General features: G+C 46.5%; 22 protein-coding genes. All 22 read left to right on the top strand.

The features are described from left to right. Positions 1-112: 112 nt before the first annotated feature. The gene (ndk, locus tag B3K42_RS06705) at positions 113-556 is read left to right on the top strand and encodes a nucleoside-diphosphate kinase (protein ID WP_292597703.1); all 444 of its coding nucleotides are present in this window, start codon (positions 113-115) and stop codon (positions 554-556) included. After that, on the top strand, positions 556-1,734 hold the full coding sequence (locus B3K42_RS06700; RefSeq protein ID WP_292597700.1) for a class I SAM-dependent rRNA methyltransferase: 1,179 nt from the start codon (positions 556-558) through the stop codon (positions 1,732-1,734). The genes ndk and B3K42_RS06700 overlap by 1 nt, the downstream gene beginning before the upstream one ends. 6 nt (positions 1,735-1,740) lie before the next feature. After that, on the top strand, positions 1,741-2,556 hold the full coding sequence (locus tag B3K42_RS06695) for a zinc dependent phospholipase C family protein (RefSeq protein ID WP_292597697.1): 816 nt from the start codon (positions 1,741-1,743) through the stop codon (positions 2,554-2,556). A gap of 59 nt (positions 2,557-2,615) precedes the next feature. Further along, positions 2,616-3,743: a glucose-1-phosphate adenylyltransferase subunit GlgD gene (gene glgD / locus B3K42_RS06690; protein WP_292597694.1), complete on the top strand. Its 1,128-nt coding sequence runs from the start codon at positions 2,616-2,618 to the stop codon at positions 3,741-3,743. 16 nt (positions 3,744-3,759) lie between these two features. Continuing rightward, positions 3,760-5,028 carry a glucose-1-phosphate adenylyltransferase gene (locus B3K42_RS06685; RefSeq protein WP_292597691.1) on the top strand — a complete coding sequence of 423 codons (1,269 nt, stop codon included), beginning with the start codon at positions 3,760-3,762 and terminating at the stop codon, positions 5,026-5,028. Then, positions 4,991-5,341, top strand: coding sequence for a hypothetical protein (locus B3K42_RS06680; protein ID WP_292597688.1), 351 nt, complete (start codon positions 4,991-4,993; stop codon positions 5,339-5,341). The genes B3K42_RS06685 and B3K42_RS06680 overlap by 38 nt, the downstream gene beginning before the upstream one ends. Before the next feature lie 12 nt (positions 5,342-5,353). Further along, entirely contained in the window at positions 5,354-6,811 is a 1,458-nt protein-coding gene (locus tag B3K42_RS06675) for a 5'-nucleotidase C-terminal domain-containing protein (protein ID WP_292597685.1), read from the top strand. Between the two features lie 169 nt (positions 6,812-6,980). Further along, positions 6,981-8,300 carry an electron transport complex subunit RsxC gene (gene rsxC, locus B3K42_RS06670; RefSeq protein ID WP_292597683.1) on the top strand — a complete coding sequence of 440 codons (1,320 nt, stop codon included), beginning with the start codon at positions 6,981-6,983 and terminating at the stop codon, positions 8,298-8,300. After that, positions 8,297-9,247: an RnfABCDGE type electron transport complex subunit D gene (locus tag B3K42_RS06665; protein WP_292597680.1), complete on the top strand. Its 951-nt coding sequence runs from the start codon at positions 8,297-8,299 to the stop codon at positions 9,245-9,247. Before rsxC ends, B3K42_RS06665 begins: the two co-directional genes overlap by 4 nt. Beyond that, positions 9,240-9,962, top strand: coding sequence for an RnfABCDGE type electron transport complex subunit G (locus B3K42_RS06660; protein ID WP_292597677.1), 723 nt, complete (start codon positions 9,240-9,242; stop codon positions 9,960-9,962). Before B3K42_RS06665 ends, B3K42_RS06660 begins: the two co-directional genes overlap by 8 nt. After that, on the top strand, positions 9,959-10,573 hold the full coding sequence (rsxE, locus tag B3K42_RS06655; RefSeq protein ID WP_292597674.1) for an electron transport complex subunit RsxE: 615 nt from the start codon (positions 9,959-9,961) through the stop codon (positions 10,571-10,573). The genes B3K42_RS06660 and rsxE overlap by 4 nt, the downstream gene beginning before the upstream one ends. Positions 10,574-10,586: 13 nt before the next feature. Next, the gene (gene rsxA, locus B3K42_RS06650; RefSeq protein ID WP_292597672.1) at positions 10,587-11,168 is read left to right on the top strand and encodes an electron transport complex subunit RsxA; all 582 of its coding nucleotides are present in this window, start codon (positions 10,587-10,589) and stop codon (positions 11,166-11,168) included. Positions 11,169-11,178: 10 nt separating this feature from the next. Further along, complete coding sequence (locus B3K42_RS06645; RefSeq protein WP_292597671.1) at positions 11,179-11,871, top strand: RnfABCDGE type electron transport complex subunit B; 693 nt, start codon at positions 11,179-11,181, stop codon at positions 11,869-11,871. Then, a complete protein-coding gene (gene dxr / locus B3K42_RS06640; protein ID WP_292597668.1) occupies positions 11,868-13,004 on the top strand; it encodes a 1-deoxy-D-xylulose-5-phosphate reductoisomerase in 1,137 nt (378 codons plus the stop codon). Before B3K42_RS06645 ends, dxr begins: the two co-directional genes overlap by 4 nt. Next, positions 12,989-14,500 (top strand): site-2 protease family protein, encoded by a 1,512-nt coding sequence (locus B3K42_RS06635; protein WP_292597666.1) that lies wholly within the window; start codon positions 12,989-12,991, stop codon positions 14,498-14,500. The genes dxr and B3K42_RS06635 overlap by 16 nt, the downstream gene beginning before the upstream one ends. Continuing rightward, on the top strand, positions 14,497-15,540 hold the full coding sequence (gene ispG, locus B3K42_RS06630) for a flavodoxin-dependent (E)-4-hydroxy-3-methylbut-2-enyl-diphosphate synthase (protein WP_110990540.1): 1,044 nt from the start codon (positions 14,497-14,499) through the stop codon (positions 15,538-15,540). The genes B3K42_RS06635 and ispG overlap by 4 nt, the downstream gene beginning before the upstream one ends. After that, positions 15,537-16,484: an L-lactate dehydrogenase gene (locus B3K42_RS06625; protein ID WP_110990539.1), complete on the top strand. Its 948-nt coding sequence runs from the start codon at positions 15,537-15,539 to the stop codon at positions 16,482-16,484. Before ispG ends, B3K42_RS06625 begins: the two co-directional genes overlap by 4 nt. Next, positions 16,481-17,554 (top strand): DUF4384 domain-containing protein, encoded by a 1,074-nt coding sequence (locus tag B3K42_RS06620; RefSeq protein ID WP_110990538.1) that lies wholly within the window; start codon positions 16,481-16,483, stop codon positions 17,552-17,554. Before B3K42_RS06625 ends, B3K42_RS06620 begins: the two co-directional genes overlap by 4 nt. Before the next feature lie 31 nt (positions 17,555-17,585). After that, positions 17,586-18,467, top strand: coding sequence for a DMT family transporter (locus B3K42_RS06615; protein WP_110990537.1), 882 nt, complete (start codon positions 17,586-17,588; stop codon positions 18,465-18,467). Further along, entirely contained in the window at positions 18,464-19,126 is a 663-nt protein-coding gene (locus B3K42_RS06610) for a response regulator transcription factor (RefSeq protein ID WP_110990536.1), read from the top strand. Before B3K42_RS06615 ends, B3K42_RS06610 begins: the two co-directional genes overlap by 4 nt. After that, positions 19,116-20,393 carry a HAMP domain-containing sensor histidine kinase gene (locus B3K42_RS06605; RefSeq protein ID WP_110990535.1) on the top strand — a complete coding sequence of 426 codons (1,278 nt, stop codon included), beginning with the start codon at positions 19,116-19,118 and terminating at the stop codon, positions 20,391-20,393. The genes B3K42_RS06610 and B3K42_RS06605 overlap by 11 nt, the downstream gene beginning before the upstream one ends. Then, positions 20,390-21,904 (top strand): 1-acyl-sn-glycerol-3-phosphate acyltransferase, encoded by a 1,515-nt coding sequence (locus B3K42_RS06600; protein ID WP_110990534.1) that lies wholly within the window; start codon positions 20,390-20,392, stop codon positions 21,902-21,904. Before B3K42_RS06605 ends, B3K42_RS06600 begins: the two co-directional genes overlap by 4 nt. Positions 21,905-22,265: the final 361 nt, after the last annotated feature.

Below are 22,265 nucleotides of genomic sequence, written 5' to 3'. Positions count from 1 at the left end.
TTTCCCGAGCCGCGGGCCAAGAACCGGGAAAGTCTTTCGTTAGCTACTCCATTGAACCACTCCATGTTTTAATTATATCAATGAATACAGAATTTGATTGGAGGGAAGTATTTTGGAGAAAACATTCGCTTATCTAAAACCAAACTCGATACAGAGAGGCCTCATAGGAGAAATAATCAGAAGAATTGAAGAAAAGGGCCTGAAAATTGTCGCTCTTAAGATGCTGACGATCTCTGAATCCATGGCGAGAGAACTGTACAGGGAACATGCGGGAAAAGACTTCTACGAACCTTTGCTGGCTTTCATACAATCGGGACCAGTCGTAGCCATGGTACTCGAAGGTGAGAACGCCATTCAAAGGCTGAGAGTTCTAGTTGGCAAGACCGACCCTCTGGAAGCCGATCCTGGAAGCATACGAGGTCGGTTCGGCGTGTCCATAAGGAAAAACTTGATACACGCATCAGACAGTGTTGAGAGCTCTAATCGCGAAACCAAAATATTCTTTGAAGAAAGCGAGATAAATGATTATTCACTCTTGAACGAAGGCCAGTTCTGATGCTAATTGCACGAATCAGAAAGGGAAAGGAAGGAAAGGTCCGTAATTCTTACCCGTGGATCTTCAAGGACGAGATCATGTCTCTAGAAGGGTCTGCCGATGTTGTATGCGAAGTAAACATTTTCTCATCGAACTATGAGTTTCTCGGGAAGGGCTTCTTCAATCCGAGCTCCACGCGAGCGATAATGGTTCTCACAAATCAAGACGAAGAGCTTGGAGAAATGTTCTTCGGACGGTTGTTGCAAAAAGCTCTGCTAAAGCGAGAGAGACTTTTCAATAGACCTTACTACAGACTCGTTCACGGTGAAGGAGACAGACTTCCCGGGTTGGTAGTGGACAGATACGGAGAGATTCTAGCTGTGCAGTTCAGAAACTCGATTATGCAGAAAAGAAGGGAAATGATAGTCGGTCTTCTCAGAAATCTCGTGAATCCCAAGGGAATCTACGAACGGAGCGATTTCGAGATGGGCGTGGAAGACAGAATAGAGAGACATACAGGTTTGCTGTTCGGAGAAGTACCTGATTCTGTCGAAATTGAGGAAGATGGTATCAAGTACCTCGTGGATGTTAAGAACAGCCAGAAAACAGGGTTCTTTTTTGATCAGCGAGACTCCAGAGCATTCTGCAGGAGAATCACCGCAGAACTCTCTCTGGAGAAAGGCCTGGATCTGTTCTCTTTCACAGGAGGATTCGGGCTTAATATGGCTTATTCAGGTGCCCAGGCAATTTGCGTGGACAGGTCCGGCGATGACCTGGACCGGGGAAGAATGAACGCAGTAGTGAACAGGCTGGATAACAGGCTGCAGTTGGTCCAGAGCGATGTTCTTGACTTCCTTGGTGGATTTGAAATGAAAAACTATTTTGATATAGTAGTGGTAGACCCGCCATCCTTTGTTAAGCATAAGAGAGAGCTTCAGCATGGAATTTCACTTTTCAGAAGGCTAGTAGAGAGTACGCTCCCGCTTGTAAAGGATGGAGGAGTCCTGGGGCTCTGTACCTGTGCCTATAATATCGCTATCGAGCATTTGGTTGAGTCTATCAGAAGGTCAACGGAAAGTATCGGTATAACATTTTCGCATCTGGCTATTACACTACAATCGCCTGATCATCCATGGCTTGTTGAGGTTCCAGAGAGCCTTTATTTGAAGTGTCTGTGGGGTTTGGTAGCAAAGGAGTGAGTTTTTTTGCCCGGCTTCTGGACTCATATTATGTATGGAAAAGATGTTTTGGAAGAGATAGGACTGGATCTTGAAGCCGACAAAAGAGAGGAGTTCAATCTTGGATGCCTCTTCACGGATCCCGGTAAGTACTGCTCGAGAGAGGGTCCAGAGTTCTCTTTGTGGAGGTTCTCTCACACGCTGAGGTGTGATGATTTTGCCAAGCTCCTCTGCAGGAAATCGGAAGAGATTTCTCGCTTCTATTCGTTGGGGGTTATCTGCCATTACTTCCTCGATGCAACTGTGAATCATTATATAGTTGCCCGTGCAGGAAATGGATATAAGTATCGTCAACTAGAAACAATGATAGACAAAGTAATTCTTAAAAGCAAAGTTGAGGCGGACATTCTCGATCTCGATCCGACTGCCGAGTTTTCTCGGTCTTTGCCAGCGGAACTTGAAGATCTCTATCGAGAGATCTCAATGGAATTCTACGGAATCAAGGGCTGTTCCATCCAGAAGGCTATAGACTCCATGAATCAGTACTTTGCGGGAATCTATGGTCGCTCCAGGTTGGCCCTAATACTGAAACGTTTTAGTATTAAAGAGGGATCGCCAGAAGAGGCCTTCTTTGAGGACACTCACGTTGATCCGCTCAATCTGGAGATGAAACCCTGGTTTCACAGCATAGCCGGCTGGGAAAGCAAAAAAACTTTCGATGAGCTCTATCGCGAAGCCTTTGACAGTGCTGTTTTGTTCTTGCAGAACTATCTCGACAGTCAAACCGATTTTTCTCTACCTGGGGTATCTCTTATGACGAATTTACCCCTAATGGAGTACTGAATGACAAATTCGCACAGAAGGGAGGGAGACCGTATCCATATTTGGAATGCGGTGACCATATGAAAGTTCTCGGAATAATTCTTGCAGGAGGGCGAGGAGAGTACCTGAGTTCCCTGACTCAGGTTCGTACAAGTGCTGCCCTGCCTGTCTATGGAAAGTACAGGTCGATTGATTTCACACTCAGCAATATGGTCAATGCTGGAGTATCGAAGGTTGGCATAATTACACAGTACAGCCCCAGAAGCCTCATGGATCACATTGGTTCAGGCAAAGAATGGGATCTAGACAGAAAACAGGGAGGGCTCTTCATACTGCAGCCTTACTACTCTCCGTATAACCCTTCCATGGGTTACAAAGGAACGGCCGACGCTCTCTTCCAGAACATAAACATACTCAGGAGAGGCAACGAAGACTCTGTTTTGATAGGTTCGGGAGATCACATTTTCAAAACAGACCTGACGAAGATCTTCAGATATCACCTAGACACGGCCGCCGATATAACTGTCCTTACCGGCAATAAGGATGGAGAATGCGGCATGGAAGGGATGGATAGGGTGGTATGCAAGAACGGGAGAATAATCAAGTGGATAGAGAAAGAAAAGGTTTCGGAAAACCCCGAGGAAGGAGACTGCGTTGCTCTGGGCATCTACTTCATCAATAAGTTCTTGCTGAGAGAGCTTCTCTACTCCGCAGTTCCAAATGGAGAGAATGAGCTCGTGAAGGGTATTATTACTCCAAACCTGTCTTCTCTGAATGTAAGAGAGTACAGATACAACGGTTACTGGCGCGACATAAAGCAGAGTAAGAAGTGCTATTTCAGAACGAACCTCGATATTCTCAATCCCGAGATAAGGAGAGAGCTTTTCTATGAAAACGGAAGAGTCTTCACGAAGCTGAAGGATCTTCCGCCTCCCAAAATTACCGGGACCGCCTCTATGAATAACTCTGTCATTGCCGACGGGTGCATAATAGGAGGAAAGATAGAAGATTCTGTCTTGTTCAGGGATACGAGGGTTATGGCCGGAGCAACAGTAAAGAATTCTGTTCTTCTCGAGGGCTGCCTTGTTGAAGAGGGGGCTCACATAGAAAATGTGATCATGGACAAGTATTGTACCGTTAGGTTGGGAAGAAGTTTTGTTGGTGAAAGTGAAGAGCCCACAGTAATCGAAAAACACGGCGTAATTTAAGGGGGGGGGTGATTGTATGGCCAAGAAAGTTGTTGCATTGATACTAGCTGGCGGGCAGGGCACCAGACTTGGACTGCTCACAGATGAGGTGGCGAAACCCGCAGTCCCCTTCGGTGGGAAATACAGGATTATAGACTTTGCATTGAGTAACTGCGTCAACTCGGGAATCTACGCAGTCGGCGTACTCACTCAATACAGGCCCCACATGCTCGCTCGACACATTGGAATAGGTCGTCCGTGGGATCTTGACAGAAAGGACGGTGGAGTTGTAATTCTGCCTCCCTTTATAGCTCAGGGAGACTCAAACTGGTACAAAGGGACTGCGAATGCTGTCTTTCAGAACATCGATTTCGTAGATGATTTCGACCCCGAACTTGTGGTTATACTTTCGGGTGATCATATCTACTCCATGGATTACAACGAGATGATAGATTACCACCTCTCTAAGGGCGCAACGGGAACGGTTGCTTGCATGCGTGTCCCACTGTCCGAGGCTTACAGGTTCGGAATGATGATAACGGATTTCGAAAACAAGATAGTCGACTTTCAGGAGAAACCGAAGCAGCCGAAGTCCGATCTTGCTTCTTTGGGAATCTACATTTTCGATTGGAAATTCCTCCGGCAAAGACTTATCGAGGACGAACAAGACCAAGAAAGTGAAAATGACTTCGGGAAGAATATTCTGCCGAAAATCGTCGAAGACAATGCAGGGAGATTGTTTGCTTTCGTTTTCGAGGGTTACTGGAGAGATGTAGGAACCATCGAATCGCTCTGGGAGGCTAATATCGAACTGACTCGCCCGATACCGCCGCTGAATCTTCACGACCCCTCCTGGAGATTCTACACGCAGACTGAGGAGTATCTGCCTGCATATGTCGGAACCAGTTCTCACGTCAGAAACTCTTTGATCAACGAAGGGGCAGAGATCTATGGAAGAGTAGAAAACTCCGTAATATTCCAGGGAGTTCAGATCGGTGAGGGGTCTATAGTCAATAATTCCGTGATCATGACCAACTCCAGAATTGGCAGCAATGTGGTAATAGACAAGGGTATTGTCGGAGAGGGAACCATTGTGAAAGACGGAGTCGTAATTGGTCACGGCGATGAGGTACCACACGAATCACAACCGTACATTTACGATTCTGGAATTGTTGTTGTAGGATCTGATGTCGTTATTCCCCAAAACACAAAGGTTGGAAAAAACAGTGCGATTCTCAATCATGTTAGAGAGGAGGATTTCACGGGAGATGTGGCCGGAGGTAAGACCATCTCGCACAGAGGTTAAAGGAGTTGCTTCTTTCACGCTTTTAATTGCAATATTGATAATATGCACGACGATAGTGACATTCCTTGCTCCACTGGAAACAATTATGACTACAAGGCGCCTGAGTTCATGGTATTTCAGACTTGCTCTTGATGTGAAATCGCTTTATCTGGCTGAACCAGATGAAACGAAAGCAAACGGGCTGAAGATTGAGAAAAGTTCAAGAACTGTCTTTTCAAATTGCGCAGAAATAGAGATAATCAATTACCATATAAGTGAAGGAGATAAGTACTTCGATTTCGAGCTAATTGGAGAAATTACCGATATTCCATAAGGAGGTATGAGTATGAAAAAAGTTCTGCTGATTACCCTGCTCTTGGTCATGGCAGTATTCGTCATGGCTCAGAGACTAACTATTGTTCACATCAACGACACGCATGGTCACATCTGGCCTGAAGGTGAGTACGGTGGGCTCGCGGCTGTAGCAACACTGATAAATCAGGTTCGAGCCGAGAATCCCAACACCCTATTCCTGCACGCTGGAGACATTAATACAGGTGTTCCTGAATCAGATCTGCAGGATGCGGCTCCTGATATAGTTGCTCTCAATCTTATGAAGGTTGATGCAATGGCAATCGGTAACCACGAATTTGACAACGATGCTTCCGTACTCGCAAAGCAGATGGAGATTGCTCACTTCCCGTTCCTCAGCGCAAACATCTACAAAGATGGCGAACCCGCCTTCCAGGAATACATAATCAAAGAAATCGCCGGAATAAAGGTCGCCATCGTTGGCTTTACTGCTCAGGAAACAGAGATTCTCGAGTACCTTTATGCCAAGGACTACGAGTGGAAGGACGTAATAGAAGTAGCAAAAGAGATCATTCCCGAGATTGAAGCTCAGGCAGACATAATCATTGCGCTTACTCACATGGGAAGCAACCCTGTACTTGTCGGTGCAAATTCATGGGAGCTTGCGAAAGCAGTTGACGGTATCGACGTTATAGTCGATGGCCACAGCCATACTTTCTACGAAAGACCTGAGATAATCAACGAAACAATCATAGTTTCTGCAGGCGAATGGGCAAAGAATCTCGGCAAGCTTGAACTCGAAATCGTCGATGAAACGGTTATCTTCGTCTCTTTCAGAAATCTCCCGGTTATCGCCGAAGAGATTGAACCTGATTTCGCCGTCGCCACTGTTCTGGATTACTTCAAGAAGGCCGGCGGAGAGGCGCTCAACACCGTTGTCGGCGAAACAACGATAAAACTGGAGGGCGACAGAGGAGTAGTCAGGGCTCAGGACACAAATCTTGGTTACTTGATCTGTGACGCAATGGTCTGGAAATCCGGAGCAGATCTAGCGATCAGCAACTCCGGAGGAATCAGAGCCTCCATAAATGCTGGCCCAATCACATACCGAGACATCCTTACGGTACTCCCATTTGGAAACACACTATACGTTGTGGACGTACCTGGAACAGCCCTTAGGGACCTTCTGCAGTACACGGCAACTCGCGAAGCTGGTCAGGGCGCCATGCCTCAGGTAAGTGGAGTAACTTATGTAATAGAGAATAATGAGGCCAAAGATATTCTTGTGAACGGAGCACCCATTGATGACAATAGGGTTTACAAAGTAGCTACAAATAACTACCTTGCATCCGGCGGTGACGGGTATGCGGTCCTTGCGGAACTCTCTGGTTACGACACCGGATTCGTACTAGCAGATGTAGTGGTTGAGTTCGTTGGAAAGATCAGCCCGATAACAAGTTATCAGGATAGCGGTAGAATCACCAGGAAATAGTTTTAATTTTCGTTAAGACTCAAACGATGTAATATAATAGGAGCGGAGCGATCCGCTCCTTTTGTTTTGACAAATTCACAAACTCGTTTGGAGTCGTAGTTACTTTCTTGTTATTCGGGATCCCAGAAAGGCAAACATCTATTGATTAAGGTTGAGAGGTGATAACTAAATGAGGTTGCCTACCTTCAGAGGAGGGGTGCACCCGCCGGAGAGAAAGGAACTGTCTCAGGATTCTCATCTGAGCGTTCTTCCACTTCCCGAAAGGGTCTATGTATTTCTTGCGAACCACGCCGGTATTCCAGCCAAACCTATTGTAAATATTGGTGACAAGGTCAAAACCGGTCAGCTGATAGCAGAGTCCGGAGGTTTTATTTCTGCGAATCTTCATTCTCCTCTGACAGGCGAAGTCAAGGAGATCGCGAAGTATTTCCATCCAACTCTTTCAAAGCCGGACGATGCAATAGTCATAGAGAGATCCGGTGACGATGAATGGGAGTTACTTCAACCGGCTAAATCTTACGATCAGTTTGAACCGGAAGAGATTGTCCAGAGAATAAAGTCTGCAGGAATCGTCGGGCTTGGCGGTGCAATGTTTCCAACAAGCGTCAAGCTTTCCCCGCCTAAGGAGAAAAAGATTGATCTTCTCGTTATTAATGGAGCAGAGTGTGAACCTTATCTGACGATAGATTACAGGTACATGCTTGAACGTTCCGAGGGATTGGTCAGGGGGATTCTTGCGATTATGAGAGCGCTGAAAGTGAAAGATGCGATTATTGGCATTGAAGATAATAAGCCAAAGGCGATAGAGAGGATGAAGGAGGCAGCCAAGTCAACATCGATACGGGTGGAAACGCTGAAAACCAAGTATCCGCAGGGTGCTGAGAAACAACTCATCTATGCCCTGACGAAGAGAAAGGTTCCTTCGGGCGGGCTTCCTTTGGATGAGGGAGTGGTGGTCGATAACGTCGGCACTGCCTATGCAATCTATGAAGCCGTCGAGCTTGGCCGCCCTCTCGTCGAAAGAGGAGTTACGATAACCGGGGAGGGCATTAGAAAGCCCTTAAACGTCGTCTCAAGAATAGGAGTCATGGCAGAAGAGCTGATTGGTCATGCGGGAGGAGCCCAAGAGACAGTCGAGAGAGCCCTATTCGGTGGCCCAATGATGGGCATCACGGTTCCCAAGACAGACGTCCCGACTGTAAAAGGCACTTCCGGAATTACTCTGTTGCTTAAGAGTGAACCTCTTGAAGAGTTCCCTTGCATTAGATGTGGCAAATGTACATTCGTCTGTCCCATGAATCTTCAACCTTTTCTTCTAAACCTCTACGGTACAAACAGATTGTATGACGCGCAAGTGGAAAACGGTTTGATGGATTGCATAGAATGCGGGAGCTGTTCCTTCGCCTGTCCGGCCAACATCGATCTGGTCAAGAATTTCAAACTGCATAAGAGGGTCTATCGAAGTCTGAAGGGAGGTGCTAAGAAGTGAAGCTTTCAATGATGGCAGCACCTCACTTGAGGTCTGAAGATAATGTTAGGAAGATAATGCTGGATGTTCTGATTGCGCTCTCTCCTGCAGCAGTTTGGGCCGTTGTCTTGTTCGGCATGAAAGCACTTATTCTGATACTTGTATGCACAGTCGGCTCGGAGGCGCTCGATTTCTTTGTGATGAGATTCGTGAGACACAAGAAGACCTTCAAACCAGACCTTAGCGGTTCGGTCACAGGGCTGTTGCTTGCACTGAATCTTTCAGTTGCTGTTGAGTGGTGGCAGGCCCTGATAGGTGTCTTCGTTGCAATAGTGATTGCAAAGTCGGTCTTTGGGGGTCTTGGAAAGAATTTCTTCAATCCCGCACTAGTGGGAAGGGTCTTTCTTCTGATCTCGTTCCCCGTTCAGATGACAACATGGTTCAGTCCTTTTGACATGCAGACCACCGCCACTCCGATGGCTATTCTTAAGCAGGGAGCACCAAGAGTCTTCTCTTTGCAAGAGATGTTCCTGGGCACAATTCCTGGCTCTATAGGAGAGGTTAGCGCACTGCTGCTTCTTCTCGGTTTTGGGTGGTTGTTGCTGAGAAGAAGAGTCTCACCCTTCATACCTATTGCATACGTAGGAACTGTAGCAATAATGGCGGCAATCTTCTACGCTGCAAATCCCGGTTTTGGCTCGCCGTTGTACCACATTTTTGGAGGCGGTCTGATGTTGGGAGCTCTATTCATGGCTACTGACATGGTAACTAGTCCAATGTCGATCAAGGGGCATCTGATCTTTGGAGTTGGCTGTGGAGTCGTTACCATGACAATCAGATTGTTTGGTGGCTATCCGGAAGGCGTATCATTTGCGATTCTGATCATGAACGCATTCGTACCGCTCATTGATATGGGAACCAAGCCCAAGATATTCGGGAAACCAAAGAAGGTGAAGAGCAATGCGTGATTACTTGAAGACCGGCATTACCCTGATGGTTATTACGATAATCGCTGCTTTTGTCCTTTCTGTGGTCTACAGCATTGTTGAAGAGCCGATCGCAAACGCAGAACTTGGCGCAAAACTCGCCGCTATTCGAAATGTTCTTACCGATGCGGATTCTGGAGAACTTCTGATCGCTGAAGAGAGTATCCCCAAAACCGCAAGCGAACTCGCAAAGTTTGAATGGTTCCCAGAGGGATTCACCGCTTCAGAAGGAATAATCTATCAGGCTGTCAACTCTCAGGGAAGAGTAGAAAGCCCTGCATACAAGTTCTTGAAAGATGATGGCAGTGAGGTTTTTGTAGCTATCGGCATAGCAGTCGGTTACGGAGGCGATGTCAAGTCAATGGCAGCCTTCGTAAAGGACTCCGATGGAGTACATCTGAATGGGATTAAGGTTCTCGAATACTCACAGGAGACCCCCGGCCTTGGAGCCAACATCGCAAACGAGACTGTACAGAAGAGATTTTATCCGATCGACAGTCAAGGTCTCAAGAAGAGCATCAAAGTTGACAAAGATGCAGGAGTAACCCCTATCGGAGATCAAATAGACATTAAAAAAAGGGAAGAAGGGATAGTCACCGTAAGCGATGTGATGACTGGAGCGACGATAACTCCGAGAGCCGTTGCATTCTCTCTCAATGCTATCTCAGAGTTCCTGGAAAAGGCAGGTGTTAGATGATGGCTGAATCGAAGTTCTCGGTTCTCACAAATGGAATCTTCAAGCAGAACCCGATCTTCATTCAGGTTCTTGGCATGTGTCCTACTCTTGCTACAACTACGAGCGCCGAGAATGGATTGGGAATGGGGCTTGCAACGACTGCGGTTCTGGCAATGTCGAATATCACGATCTCTCTTGTCAGGAAGCTCATTCCCGACAAGATAAGAATTCCAGCATATATTGTCATAATCGCTTCCTTCGTCACAATGATTGACATGTTGATGCACGGTTTCGTTTACGATCTATGGAAGACTCTGGGCCTATTCATTCCACTTATAGTCGTGAACTGTATAATCCTTGGAAGAGCAGAGGCCTTTGCCTCCAAGAACAATGTCTTTAGATCTTTCCTGGACGGTCTTGGCATGGGGCTGGGTTTTACTGCTTCCCTAGTCTTGCTCGGTTCTGTAAGAGAGTTTCTCGGGAATGGATCGATTTTCAATTACCATCTTTCGGACGTTAAGATGTTCGCTATGATACTCCCTCCAGGTGCATTCATCGCTCTGGGCATGCTCGCCGCTTTTTTCAATTATCTGGGAATAAGGCGCAGCAAAGCTAAAAAGGCAGCAAAATGAGGAGGGGTGACTGATGGCTACTAGACTGATTTTCATATTTCTTTCAGCGATTCTCATAAACAATTTCGTGCTTTCGAGATTTCTGGGAATCTGTCCTTTCCTAGGTGTCTCAAAGAAGATTGATACTGCTGTCGGAATGAGCATAGCAGTTACATTCGTTATGATCATGGCCTCGATTATCACATGGCTTCTGAACATTCTGCTCGATATGCTCAACATTCCCTTTTTGAGAACAATCGTGTTCATTCTTGTTATTGCAACGCTGGTACAGTTTGTCGAGATCTTCCTGAAGAAGACAAGTCCGGCGCTTTACGATGCATTGGGAATATTCCTCCCCCTCATCACGACAAATTGTGCGATTCTCGGTCTGGCACTACTCAACGTTCAGCAGAACTACACAATGCTCGAGACGATCGTAAATTCTGCAGGTGCTGGACTTGGCTTTGCTTTGGCCCTCATTCTTTTTTCAACGATTCGGGAGAGAATGGAGCTTTCCGAAATTCCCGAACCTTTCAGAGGTACTGCCATTGCATTGATCACTGCCGGTTTACTCTCGATGGCCTTCATGGGTTTTCAAGGCCTAGTAAAACTGTGAGGCGATGTGTATGACCGTAGTCAATTCAGTTCTGTTTATGGCCATACTGGGCATAGGAGCAGGTGTCTTTCTAGCTTTCGCCTCCGCGAAGTTTGCAGTTAAGAAAGATCCAAGAATCACACTCATAGAAGCTTCTTTGCCAGGCGTTAACTGTGGCGCCTGTGGTTTCCCGGGTTGCTCGGCTTTTGCAAAGGCTATTACCGATGGAAAAGCTCCGCTGGATGGGTGTATTCCCGGCAAGCGGTCCGGCGTTCCGGAAAAACTGAAGCTAATCATGGAGACGGACGTCGACAAGCTCACCGTTCTCTTTGAAGAGGCAGAGGAAGATGCGGAAAAGACACTGGAAAAGCTGATCGCCACCTCCGGGAAAGAAGTAAAAGCATCGCCGCCCAAGCCCAAAAGGCCAACCCAAGAAGAAATCGAAAGCTACAAGGAAAAGCTCAAGGAGAATTCCAGAGCAACGCTGATCTTTGCCGTTCTTCCTAATATAAACTGTGGTATATGTGGTTCTCCAGGATGTGCTGCTTTTGCCCTGAAGGTTGCCGGCAAGGAAGAGAACGCAGATAAATGCGTCCCCGGGAAAAGACAGAACGCGCCCGAAAAAGTCGCGAAGATTATGGAGCTTTCCCAATCAGAGATTCAAAAGATAATTGAAGATACTTCTGGAGAACCAGCTGAGATAAAAAAGAAGTTTGAGTCATGAAAAAAAGGTTGGCTGTTCTTGGTTCTACTGGTTCTATAGGATCACAGACACTCGAAATAGTAGATAAGATTGAAGAAATCGAAATTGTGGCCATTTCCACTGGCCACAATTTCGCCTCTTTTTCTAAACAGCTTTCGAAATTTCACCCCAAATTCGCCGCCACTCTAGAAAGAAATGAGGATCTAGTTGATTCCTTTCCGGGAACAACCTTTTTCCACGGTGAAGAGGGGATCGAAACAATGCTCGAGAAGTCCCGACCCGATTATGCGATGCTTGCGGTTAGCGGAGCGGCCGGACTGAGATTTAGCCTTAAGGCGGCTGAAGTCTGCAGCAGATTGTGTCTTGCGAACAAAGAGTCTATCGTTTGTGGAGGAAACCTGTTGCTAGAAAAATGTGCCAGTGAAGAAGTCGAACTGATCCCGGTCGACTCAGAGCACAGCGGCCTCTTTCAGCTTCTTGACGGAACTATTCGCCCAGAGAGAATCTTAATAACCGCATCTGGCGGCGCCCTGAGGGATTGGCCGAAAGAAAAGATTCACCAAGCAAGCCCTGAAGATGTCATGAAACACCCTGTTTGGTCTATGGGAAACAGAATAACCGTTGATAGCGCTTCAATGGTTAACAAGGGACTTGAAGTCATTGAAGCGAAATATCTCTTTGGATTCGATTCGAGTGAAATTGATACTTACATATGTAGAAACAGCTTTGTTCATGCCGGCGTTGTGTACGATGATGGCGTTGTGAAACTCCATGTGGGTCGCCCGGACATGCGAATTCCGATTTCATATTCGCTGACTTATCCTGCGCGTCATAATCTTTTCGGAGAAGAGAGGATAGTCGGCATTCCAATTGTCCTGGAAGAACTGCAGCAAGATAGATTTCCCGCTCTGACACTTGCGAGAGAGATTTGTGGAACTGTCAGCAAGCAGATCGCTTACAATGCAGCAGATGAAATAGCAGTCCATGCTTTTATGAAGGGCAGGATGCCTTTTGGGAGCATTTACAATATAATTGAAAGGACGGTCGCAGGTACCGATGATCAAAACCCGACCGATTACAGTCAAATAATCGAGATTGACAGCTTTGCAAGAAGACTGGCTAAAGAAGAGGTGAATAGATGGTATTGTCAATAATATACTTTCTTCTCATTCTGACCGGGATAGTTGTGGTGCATGAATTGGGTCACTACTTGTTCTCCAGGCTTTTCGGAGTGAGAGTTATTGAATTTGCTATTGGAATGGGTCCTAAACTGTGGTCAAAGAAGGGAAAGAATACTACTTTTAGAATAAACGCATTTCCAATTGGCGGCTACGTTAGACCTGCCGGAGAGGATCTCGACAACATCGATTCTTCCGTTCCCGCCAATGAGCAGATTCAGAACAAACCGGCCTGGCAGAGATTCATCATCTATTTTTCAGGCCCGGCTTTCTCTATACTTCTGGGTTTTTTGATACTCTCCCTCGTTGCCGTAGTTTGGGGTTTTCAGGAAGTAAGAATCGACAAAATCGAGCCCGGCTCACCCGCTGCGATATCCGGAATGATGCCCGGGGACAGAATAGTTACTGTAAATGGAAAGACCCTAATAGACAACACCCGGCTCAGTGAAGCGGTTGCTACAGGCGATAGGATAGATCTTGTTGTGCTTAGGGATGGTAAGGAAGTTGAAATCTCTCTTCTGCCCGAACTGCTTCCCCAAGAGGCCTTCATTGTCATCGGCAATACGACTGGTGAACCCGGTGCGGTCCTTTCCTCAATCAACGGCGCTGCCTTTAACGGTGACTACGTTGGATACTCTGGTGTGCTTTCACCCGAAAGCACGGTAAGACTTGGCTTTTCTGATGGAACGACTCTCTCGGGCACGCTCCTAACTTATTCACCAACAGAGGAACGCTACGCGATGGGAATATACTATGCAAATTTCAAACCCTTACTGACCACCGATTTCGGTCAGTTCAGGGAGGGCGATCGTCTGCTTTCGGTTAACGGGATAAAGACTGATACAAGTTATGACCTGACGACCATGAGTCAGCTGCTTTCCTTGAAATCGAATGAGTTGCTAATTCAGTTAACTGGCAAAGAGTCTACCTTTGCAAAGTATGGCTTTCCAGAGGAATTCGTTGTTTCCATAGAACGCGAAGGTCAGATAATGGAATTAACGGTGAGCAAGAACGAAATGATTGCCCTCGTCGCTGAAGCCGGGGCTTTCGCACAGGGTAGTGACTATTGGTATCCCGACAGCGCTCTGAAGGCAGTAGGTCTGGGCGTTCAGTGGGCAAACAACCTGCTGTTTACTATGGTTAAGGTTGTCGGTAGCCTCTTCACAGGGGGAGCAAGTATCAACGAGTTCACCGGCCCGATAGGACTAGTGACAATAGTCGATCAGGCAGTAAGTCTCGGTCTTAGAATCGTGCTTTTCCTCGCAGGATTCATCTCATTGAACCTTGGAGTGATTAATCTGATCCCCTTTCCAGCACTTGATGGGGGCAGGATGCTTCTAGCATTACTTGAAATGATAACCAGAAGGAAACTGGATCCGAAAATTGAAGGCTTGATCAACGTAATTGGTTTTATGATATTGATGGGTTTCATGATTTACATAACATTCATTGACATAGGCAGGTGGCTATGAGCAAGGCAGTTGAAGTCGGTTCCGTGCTGATTGGCGGAGGAAATCCAATCACAGTTCAATCAATGACAAACACCAAGACTTCAGACATCTCTGCCACTATAGACCAGATTCAGAAGCTTACGCAAGCCGGCTGCGACCTTGTCAGGGTCTCAGTTCCCGATCTGGAATCTGCCGAGGCTCTCAAGGAGATCTCTTCATTGAGCAGAATACCTGTGATTGCTGACATTCACTTCGATCACAGGCTTGCCATTGAATCGATTAGAAACGGAGCTGCTAAAGTGCGTATAAACCCCGGGAACATAGGTGCGGAATGGAAAGTCATAGAGACGGTCAGAGTTGCTCGAGAATATGGTGTTCCGATCAGAGTCGGTGCAAACTCCGGTTCCCTTGACAGGAATTTCAGTTCATATGATAGACCAATCGCTCTTGCAGAAAGCGCTTTAGCGCAGGTAAGAATACTCGAGAGCGTGGGATTCGAGGACATACTGATTTCTCTTAAGTCTTCATCGGTATCAGAGACTGTGAGTGCAAATGAATACCTGTTCGAGAAGACCAACTATCCGCTTCACCTTGGTGTTACAGAGGCAGGTTTTGGGCTTGATTCAACCGTAAAGTCTTCTATTGGTATTGGCACACTCTTGCTCAAAGGCATTGGAGACACCATAAGAGTATCGATGTCGGGTGACCCCGTTCAAGAAGTAGAAGTTGGATTGAGCATTCTCAAGTCGCTGGGACTTAGAAGGGGTGTCGATGTGATCTCCTGTCCGACCTGTGCAAGAACCGAAATTGACGTTGAAGCTCTTGCGAGAAAAATCAAGAACTGGGTAGGCAGTATAGATGCCGACCTTTCGGTTGCAGTGATGGGCTGTGTAGTTAACGGGATCGGAGAAGGTAGTGAGGCAGACATTGGGATCGCTGGAACGACCTCGGGCGGAGTGATATTTGTCAAAGGCGAGATCGTGGAGGAAGTGAAAAGGGAAGACCTTGAAGTAAGGTTCCGACATTGGTTTGATGAACTCTTGTCGGGAGGTGATAGATGAAAGTCACGATAATCGGAGCCGGAATGGTAGGTTCGTCAATTGCATATGCAACAATGATAAAAGGTATTGCAAGAGAGATAGCTCTTGTTGATATAAACAAGGAACTTGCCAAAGGTCAGGCAATGGACTTGAGTCACGGCAATGCCTATGTTAGACCAATAAGAATTCATGGTGGAGATTACGACGTCTCTTCAGACTCGGATGTAGTTGTAATAACGGCCGGTAGACCTCAAAAAGGAGGAGAGAGTCGCCTCCAACTTCTGACGGACAACGCAAGGATAGTGAAGGAAGCGGTGACTAAATCTCTTTCCTTCAGCAAAGAGCCAGTTTTCATAATCGTGTCGAATCCCGTCGACGTTCTTACATGGGTAGCATGGAAAGCGTCCGGTTTGCCAAGAAACAGAATAATAGGCTCGGGAACAACTTTAGATACGGCAAGGCTCAGACAGAGTATTGCAGATCATTGCCAGCTTGATCCAAGAAATGTACACGCTTATGTTCTTGGTGAACATGGTGACAGCGAGATCGTCAACTGGTCTCACGCAGACATTGCCGGAATTCCTCTAACCGACTTCTGCAGAAATTGCGGGAGAGACTGCGAGGGTGACCTCTTCCAGAAGCTTTTCGAAGAAACTAAAAATGCTGCTTACAGAATTATTGAAAAGAAGGGTTCAACATTCTACGGAATAGGACTGGCTGTATCGAAAGTGCTTTCAACAATTTTCAACAATCAGCATTCAGTTCTAACAGTTTCAACCGTTCACTCGGAGTTTGAAGGACTGAAGGATGTTCCTTTCAGCGTTCCCACCATACTTGGTAGAGAGGGAGTTGAAAGGATTCTAAAGGTAGGCCTATCGTCAGAGGAGTTAAAGGGACTATCAAACTCAGCAGGCGTTATCGCCGATGCCATAGAAAGCCTAAGGGATGAGGAGGGATTAGCGTGAAAAGAGTTTTGCTTCTTGCAATCGTAATACTAAGTGTCTCCGTATTTGCCACCTCGGTTTCGTACGATCCACAGGGGCTGATGTTCTTGAGCAGACCGGGGGCGAGTATCAATGTTAACGTAAGTCTGAACAAGGGTATGGGATCAACTTATTATGGCGGTGAATCACTGGGACTATCTTTTTCAGTAGATAGAAGTGCTTACGTGGCCGTTCTTGACATCGATCCGTCTGGTCAGATTCAGGTTCTCTTCCCGAATGTATATGATCAAGACAACTATGTACAGGGTGGACGAACCTACACCTTGCCAACCGACAAAGCGACAACGAGGTACAATCTACAGGTCCAGTCACAGAGAGGAAGAGAGACTATCATAGTCGTTGCTTCCACATCTCCACTGAACTTCCTGGGCAACGTTTTCTCTCTCTTCGACAGATATCCATTCCCTTACTTGAGTCAAAGCATCAACAACCTTTCGGTAGTTATCGATCCGGTTTTCAACACAAGCTGGGGAATGGGTTACACATACTTCTATAATAGCTATGTGCCTTTTACTGTAAGGACAACAATCAGAGCAGACAGAAACGACGCTAACGTATATGTGGATGGAATTTTCATGGGAAAGTCGCCGGTTACGACGACTCTGGAAACCGGGACTCACACAGTCTATTTATACACGGACAGAAATCTTGTGTACGGTCCTGCGACTATTAACATACAGCCTGGCTCGAGCGATTTCCAGTTCTCCCTGTTGCCAAACTACATTTACGGTTATCTAGAAGTAACATCGATTCCCGATGGCCAGGTTTATGTCGATGGACAATATGCTGGCGATACACCCTACAGAGACTTTGAAAAGGTCGGAAGTCATACTGTTACTGTCTCTAAATGGGGTTACCACGACGCAAAGCAAAATGTCTATATCAACAGAGACATGACGACTTCAGTCGACTTAAGGCTCACCGAAAAGACCGAAGAAGAGAAGAAAACCGACAACATTATTCTCTTCTCCATAATCGGAGTGCTGATAGCAGGAATTGTCATTGCAATAGTGCTTGGTGCTTCCAACTAAGAGTGTCCCGAGAGGGGCGCTTTTCTCTTAGATGAAGCAGAAGTCGAAGGCATATGTCAATTTATTACTGGTAGTAATTTTCTGGGGAATGACTTTTCCGGTGCAGAAGAACATACTGGAAGGTCTTTCTCCAGTATTCTATAATGCGCTTCGGTTTTCGATTGCCCTGATTGTCCTGGTTCCTCTGAGGAAGAAGCTTGGACTGAAACTCACAAAGAAGAGCCTCTCCCGGGGTCTGATTCTAGGGCTTTTCCTTTCCGGAGGTTATGTATTTCAAACGTGGGGACTGGTTTACACCACGGCATCGAAGAGCGCTTTTATAACGTCTCTTTACGTGGGCTTGGTCGCAATCATTGGGCCCATTGTAGACAGGCGAATCCCCAGCCGCTATCAGGTCCTTGCTTTGGGGATATCTTTGATAGGATTGTATTTTCTTACAACACCCGAGGCCGGCTTCAACTTTGGTGACCTGCTAACCGCTCTTTGCGCAGTCTCTTTCGCCCTACATGTTGTTTTGATCTCTTTCTTCACTCAAAAAGAAGATGTCGACGAAATGGAGCTTCTTGTCCCTCAATTTGTCGTAGTACTTCTTGTCAATATGACGCTCATTCCTTTCGTCAGGGGAAGCGTGTACATAAACGGATCAATACTCTTTGTTGCGCTGTTTTCTGCCGTGTTCGCAACAATCTTCGCGGTCGCAGTACAGCTGAAATATCAGAGGTTTCTCGGTTCCGTAGGAGCATCTCTGATCTACGTAGGTGAACCGGCCTTTGCACTGTTCTTCGCAATGATCATACTGAAAGAGATTCCGGGTAAAATGGAAGTAGTGGGTTTGCTTCTCATGACTGCTGGAATGGTATTTGGAGGGATCTCGTCCTTCGTAATGCGTGATAGGAGTGTGAAGAAGGGTTGAAAGGAAGGATTCTGGCCGTAGAAGACGATATACACATAGGAAAATTGCTTCGCATGGAGCTGAGCCACGAAGGATACGAAGTTGAAGTGTTGACCGATGGAAAGGAGGCATTAAAGCATCTAGAAAAAGAGCTTCCTGATCTTCTTATCCTTGACGTGATGCTTCCCGGTTTGGATGGCTTCACAGTATTGGAGGAGATCAGAGAGTATATTTCGACTGATCTTCCCGTTATAATGCTTACCGCTAAAGGTGAAGTTAAGGACAGAATACGAGGTTTGAGGAGCGGTGCAGATGATTACTTGCCGAAACCATTTGTAATTGAGGAACTTCTGGCCAGAATCGAAGCAGTACTCAGACGCAAAGGGAAAGTGGAAAGGATCAGCTACCACGAACTCATGCTCGACCTTCAGTCTCGTGAGGCCTCAGTAAGTGGAGAACCTCTTCAGTTAAGTCGAACCGAATTTGACCTTCTGGCCGCTCTGCTATCGAACGCAGGAATTGTGATGTCAAAGGAAAGATTACTTGAAAAGGTTTGGGGAAGCGAGGACTGGGGCAATCCCAATGTTGTGGAAGTATATATTAACTACTTACGCAAGAAACTCGGAAAGACGGGCGAAAGAATAAAAACGGTGAGGGGCTCTGGCTACGTTGTCAGATAGAAGAAAGTTTTCTACGGCAACTCAGGTAGCCATTTACTCGGTGGTGCTTGTAGTATTCATCCTCTGTGCATCTGCTCTCTTCGTGTATGCTGTTTCCGAGAACGTCTTCATCAGAAATTACTCCGCAGAGATGAGAAAGATCTTTATGGATTCCCCCATGGGCAAAGGGTTTAGGTATGGCGTGGGAAGAATGTCGATAGGGAGGGGGTCCACGGAGTTCTACGTAAGAATCGACGAGACGGTAGTTCAAAATCCCTCAGAACTTGTCGCGGTTCCCGATGTTGAAGGATACGTGAGAACAAGAATAGAAGGGAGTTCCTATCTTCTATATGGTTTCTGGAACGGAACTGAGAAAGTCGTCCTTGGGGCAAGGATGGACGATCTTGATTTCTTTCTTGAAAGTCTGGCTACCACGCTTCTTCTCTCGCTTCTTGTAGGGGTCGCCCTATCTGTGATTGGTGGTCTTCTTCTTGGAAACAGGGTTTCCAAACCTATCAAAGACACTTCGCGTTTGCTCAAAGAGATTACAATGGATGATCTTTCGAGACGAGTCGAGAGTGAGCCGAAAACTAGCGAGCTTGCTGAACTGAAGGAATCTCTCAATAAGGCTCTGGACAGGATACAAGACGGATACAGCAGGCAGGAACAGTTCTCTTCAGATATTGCACATGAAATTCGTTCTCCACTCACTTCGATACTCGGCTTCTCAAGATTGATTAAGCGCTGGGGCTCTAGTGATCCCGAGGTCGTAAAAGAGGCTGCCGAAAGCATTTCAGACACTGCAGACAAAATGATGACAATCACTGAATCCCTTCTATTCCTCTCACAACCAAGTATTGAGTTGAATTCCACGACTTTCAGCATCAGAGAATTGGTGGACGAGCTGATTAGCAACACAAATTCTGCGAAATCCCTTAATTTCAAGATTGATGTGCCGGATATTGACATCAGTTCGGATAGAGTTCTACTGAAGATCGTTCTCAAGGTTCTTGTCGAAAACGCGATAAAATTCGGGAAAGACGGACCAATTGAGATCGTTTGGTCAAATGGCGTTCTCAGCGTTAGGGACTATGGGAAGGGCATCGAGAAGGATGAAATAGGCAAGATATTTGACCGATTTTACAGAAGTGATTCCTCAAGAGGCAGTGAAGGACATGGGTTAGGCCTTTCCATTGCAAGCAAGATCTGTAAGGTTTTAGGGCTTTCAATCGGTGCTGATAACTGCGCAGATGGAGGAGCAGTGTTCAAAGTGGGGGGATTGAGATGAAACTAGCCTTTTCGATCGCCGAGTTGGCGATAACATGGATTTTAGTTCCAATTCTTCTCTACGCAGGCGCTCCGTTTTCGGCAGCACTGGGTATGAGGATTTTCGGTTCCGTAATCATTGCCGGATCTCTTTTTCTGTCGATCTACTCCGCTTTGGTCTTGTATTACTGGTCGGGAAGACTTCCGACCTTTTTCTTCGGTCCTGAAACCACTGTTCAGAGCGGGCCGTACAGATTTGTCCGCCATCCATTCAATGCAGGATTCATAGCCTTTATCTTTGGACTTGGCATTCTCTGTGGGGATTACTGGAGACTGCATTACGTTGTGGTTGTCGCCGCAGCGGTTGTACTGTATTCTCTTTTCCAGGAAAGACTCGCCATAAAGAGAATCGATAGCTATAAAGAAGACAAAGAGAAGATACCCTTCATGATTCCTGATCCGCGAAGGCGAATTTCTTTTGACGAATCCAGATCAATCCCATGGCAGTTCATCGTCGCTTCCTTCGTTGTGAAGCTCGTTATTCTCTTTGTTCTGCCTTCAAGAGTAAAAAACTCGAAAGTGCTTAGGCAGAAGCGGCCCTTCGTAATTGCCATGGCGCATCAAACACATTTTGATGGTCCTCTGATCTTTTATTCCACATGGCGATATATAAGATTTGTTGGCACAGCCATTTATGTTGACAGATTAGGATTGCTGGGTTGGTTGAGCGTAATCCCAGTTAGAAGATATGCCGTAGATACTTCGGCTATCAGGCAGATGCTCGCGACAATTAAGCAGGGAGTTCCTCTTGGAATCGCTCCAGAGGCATCAAGATCATGGGATGGCAGACCTCTTCATACAAAAAGAGAGATATGGAAGCTCTTCAGGATGTTGAAGATTCCCATAATTCCAGTCAAGTTCTTCGGAGTTCAGCGGCTTTGGCCAAGATGGTCGAAGATATTCTCTGTCGGTACTTCCACTATTGAATTTGGAAATCCCATTGAAGCAGATGATCCACAGCTCGAAGAAAAGGTTATGGATTTTCTGGGCAAGGAGGATCCCACATTCAAACTCCCTTACCGGAACTACAAGCACATCGAAAAGCTGATATGGCGCTGTCCTAGCTGCGGAACCATATCCTCAATCAAAGGATTCAGAAGTGGCTTTTCCTGCTCTTCCTGTGGGAAAAGTTGGACAAAGCCAACTGTGAATGAAGTCATTCAAATACACGACAAAATCATGCCGGGAAGCATGGGGCTGTCCTTTCCCATAAAGGATGATGTCATATATAACGGGAAGAAAGTTGTTGCCACTATGTATGAAGATCAAGCGACTATCGGAGACTACAGGCTGGATTACAACCTTATAAAGAACTCTAGTATAGAGAAAAGCATTGAACCGGTCTTCGGGATTGCAAATGAAATGGTGAGCTTCGTATCGACAACAAGTGCACTGATGTGGCAGGAAGTTGTCGACTTTCAGATCAAATTTAGACTTAAAAGAGAAAACTATCACACTGATCTCTGGGGATAGCTCCCGGCATGTAATGCTGCCTTCGGCAGGAGGCGAGGCTCGCTGGCGCGAGGAAGTGATGCTGCTCCGCAGGAAGTGATGCCCGGAGGAACATCCGGGGAAGTGAGGCTGCTACGCAGGAGGCAAAAAAAGAGCCAGTCACCTTCGGTGGCCTGTCAGGCTTCGCCTGGCCAGTCTCGCCTACGGCGATGCCAGTTCCGGCTGTGCCGGGCCATAAGATCAGCTGGATGCTTGCTGTCATCAACTTGGATCTGTCGACTTACGACTGTTCTTCAAAGCGTTCAGCGACCAGCGAAAAGTGGATCTTAGATGCGAGATCTCGTACAGAAGCACTACCTCAACTTTGACAGCATGAAATCTG

This window comes from Mesotoga sp. UBA6090 (genome assembly GCF_002435945.1).
GTDB lineage: Bacteria > Thermotogota > Thermotogae > Petrotogales > Kosmotogaceae > Mesotoga.
This window is presented reverse-complemented; position numbering and strand designations above follow the sequence as displayed.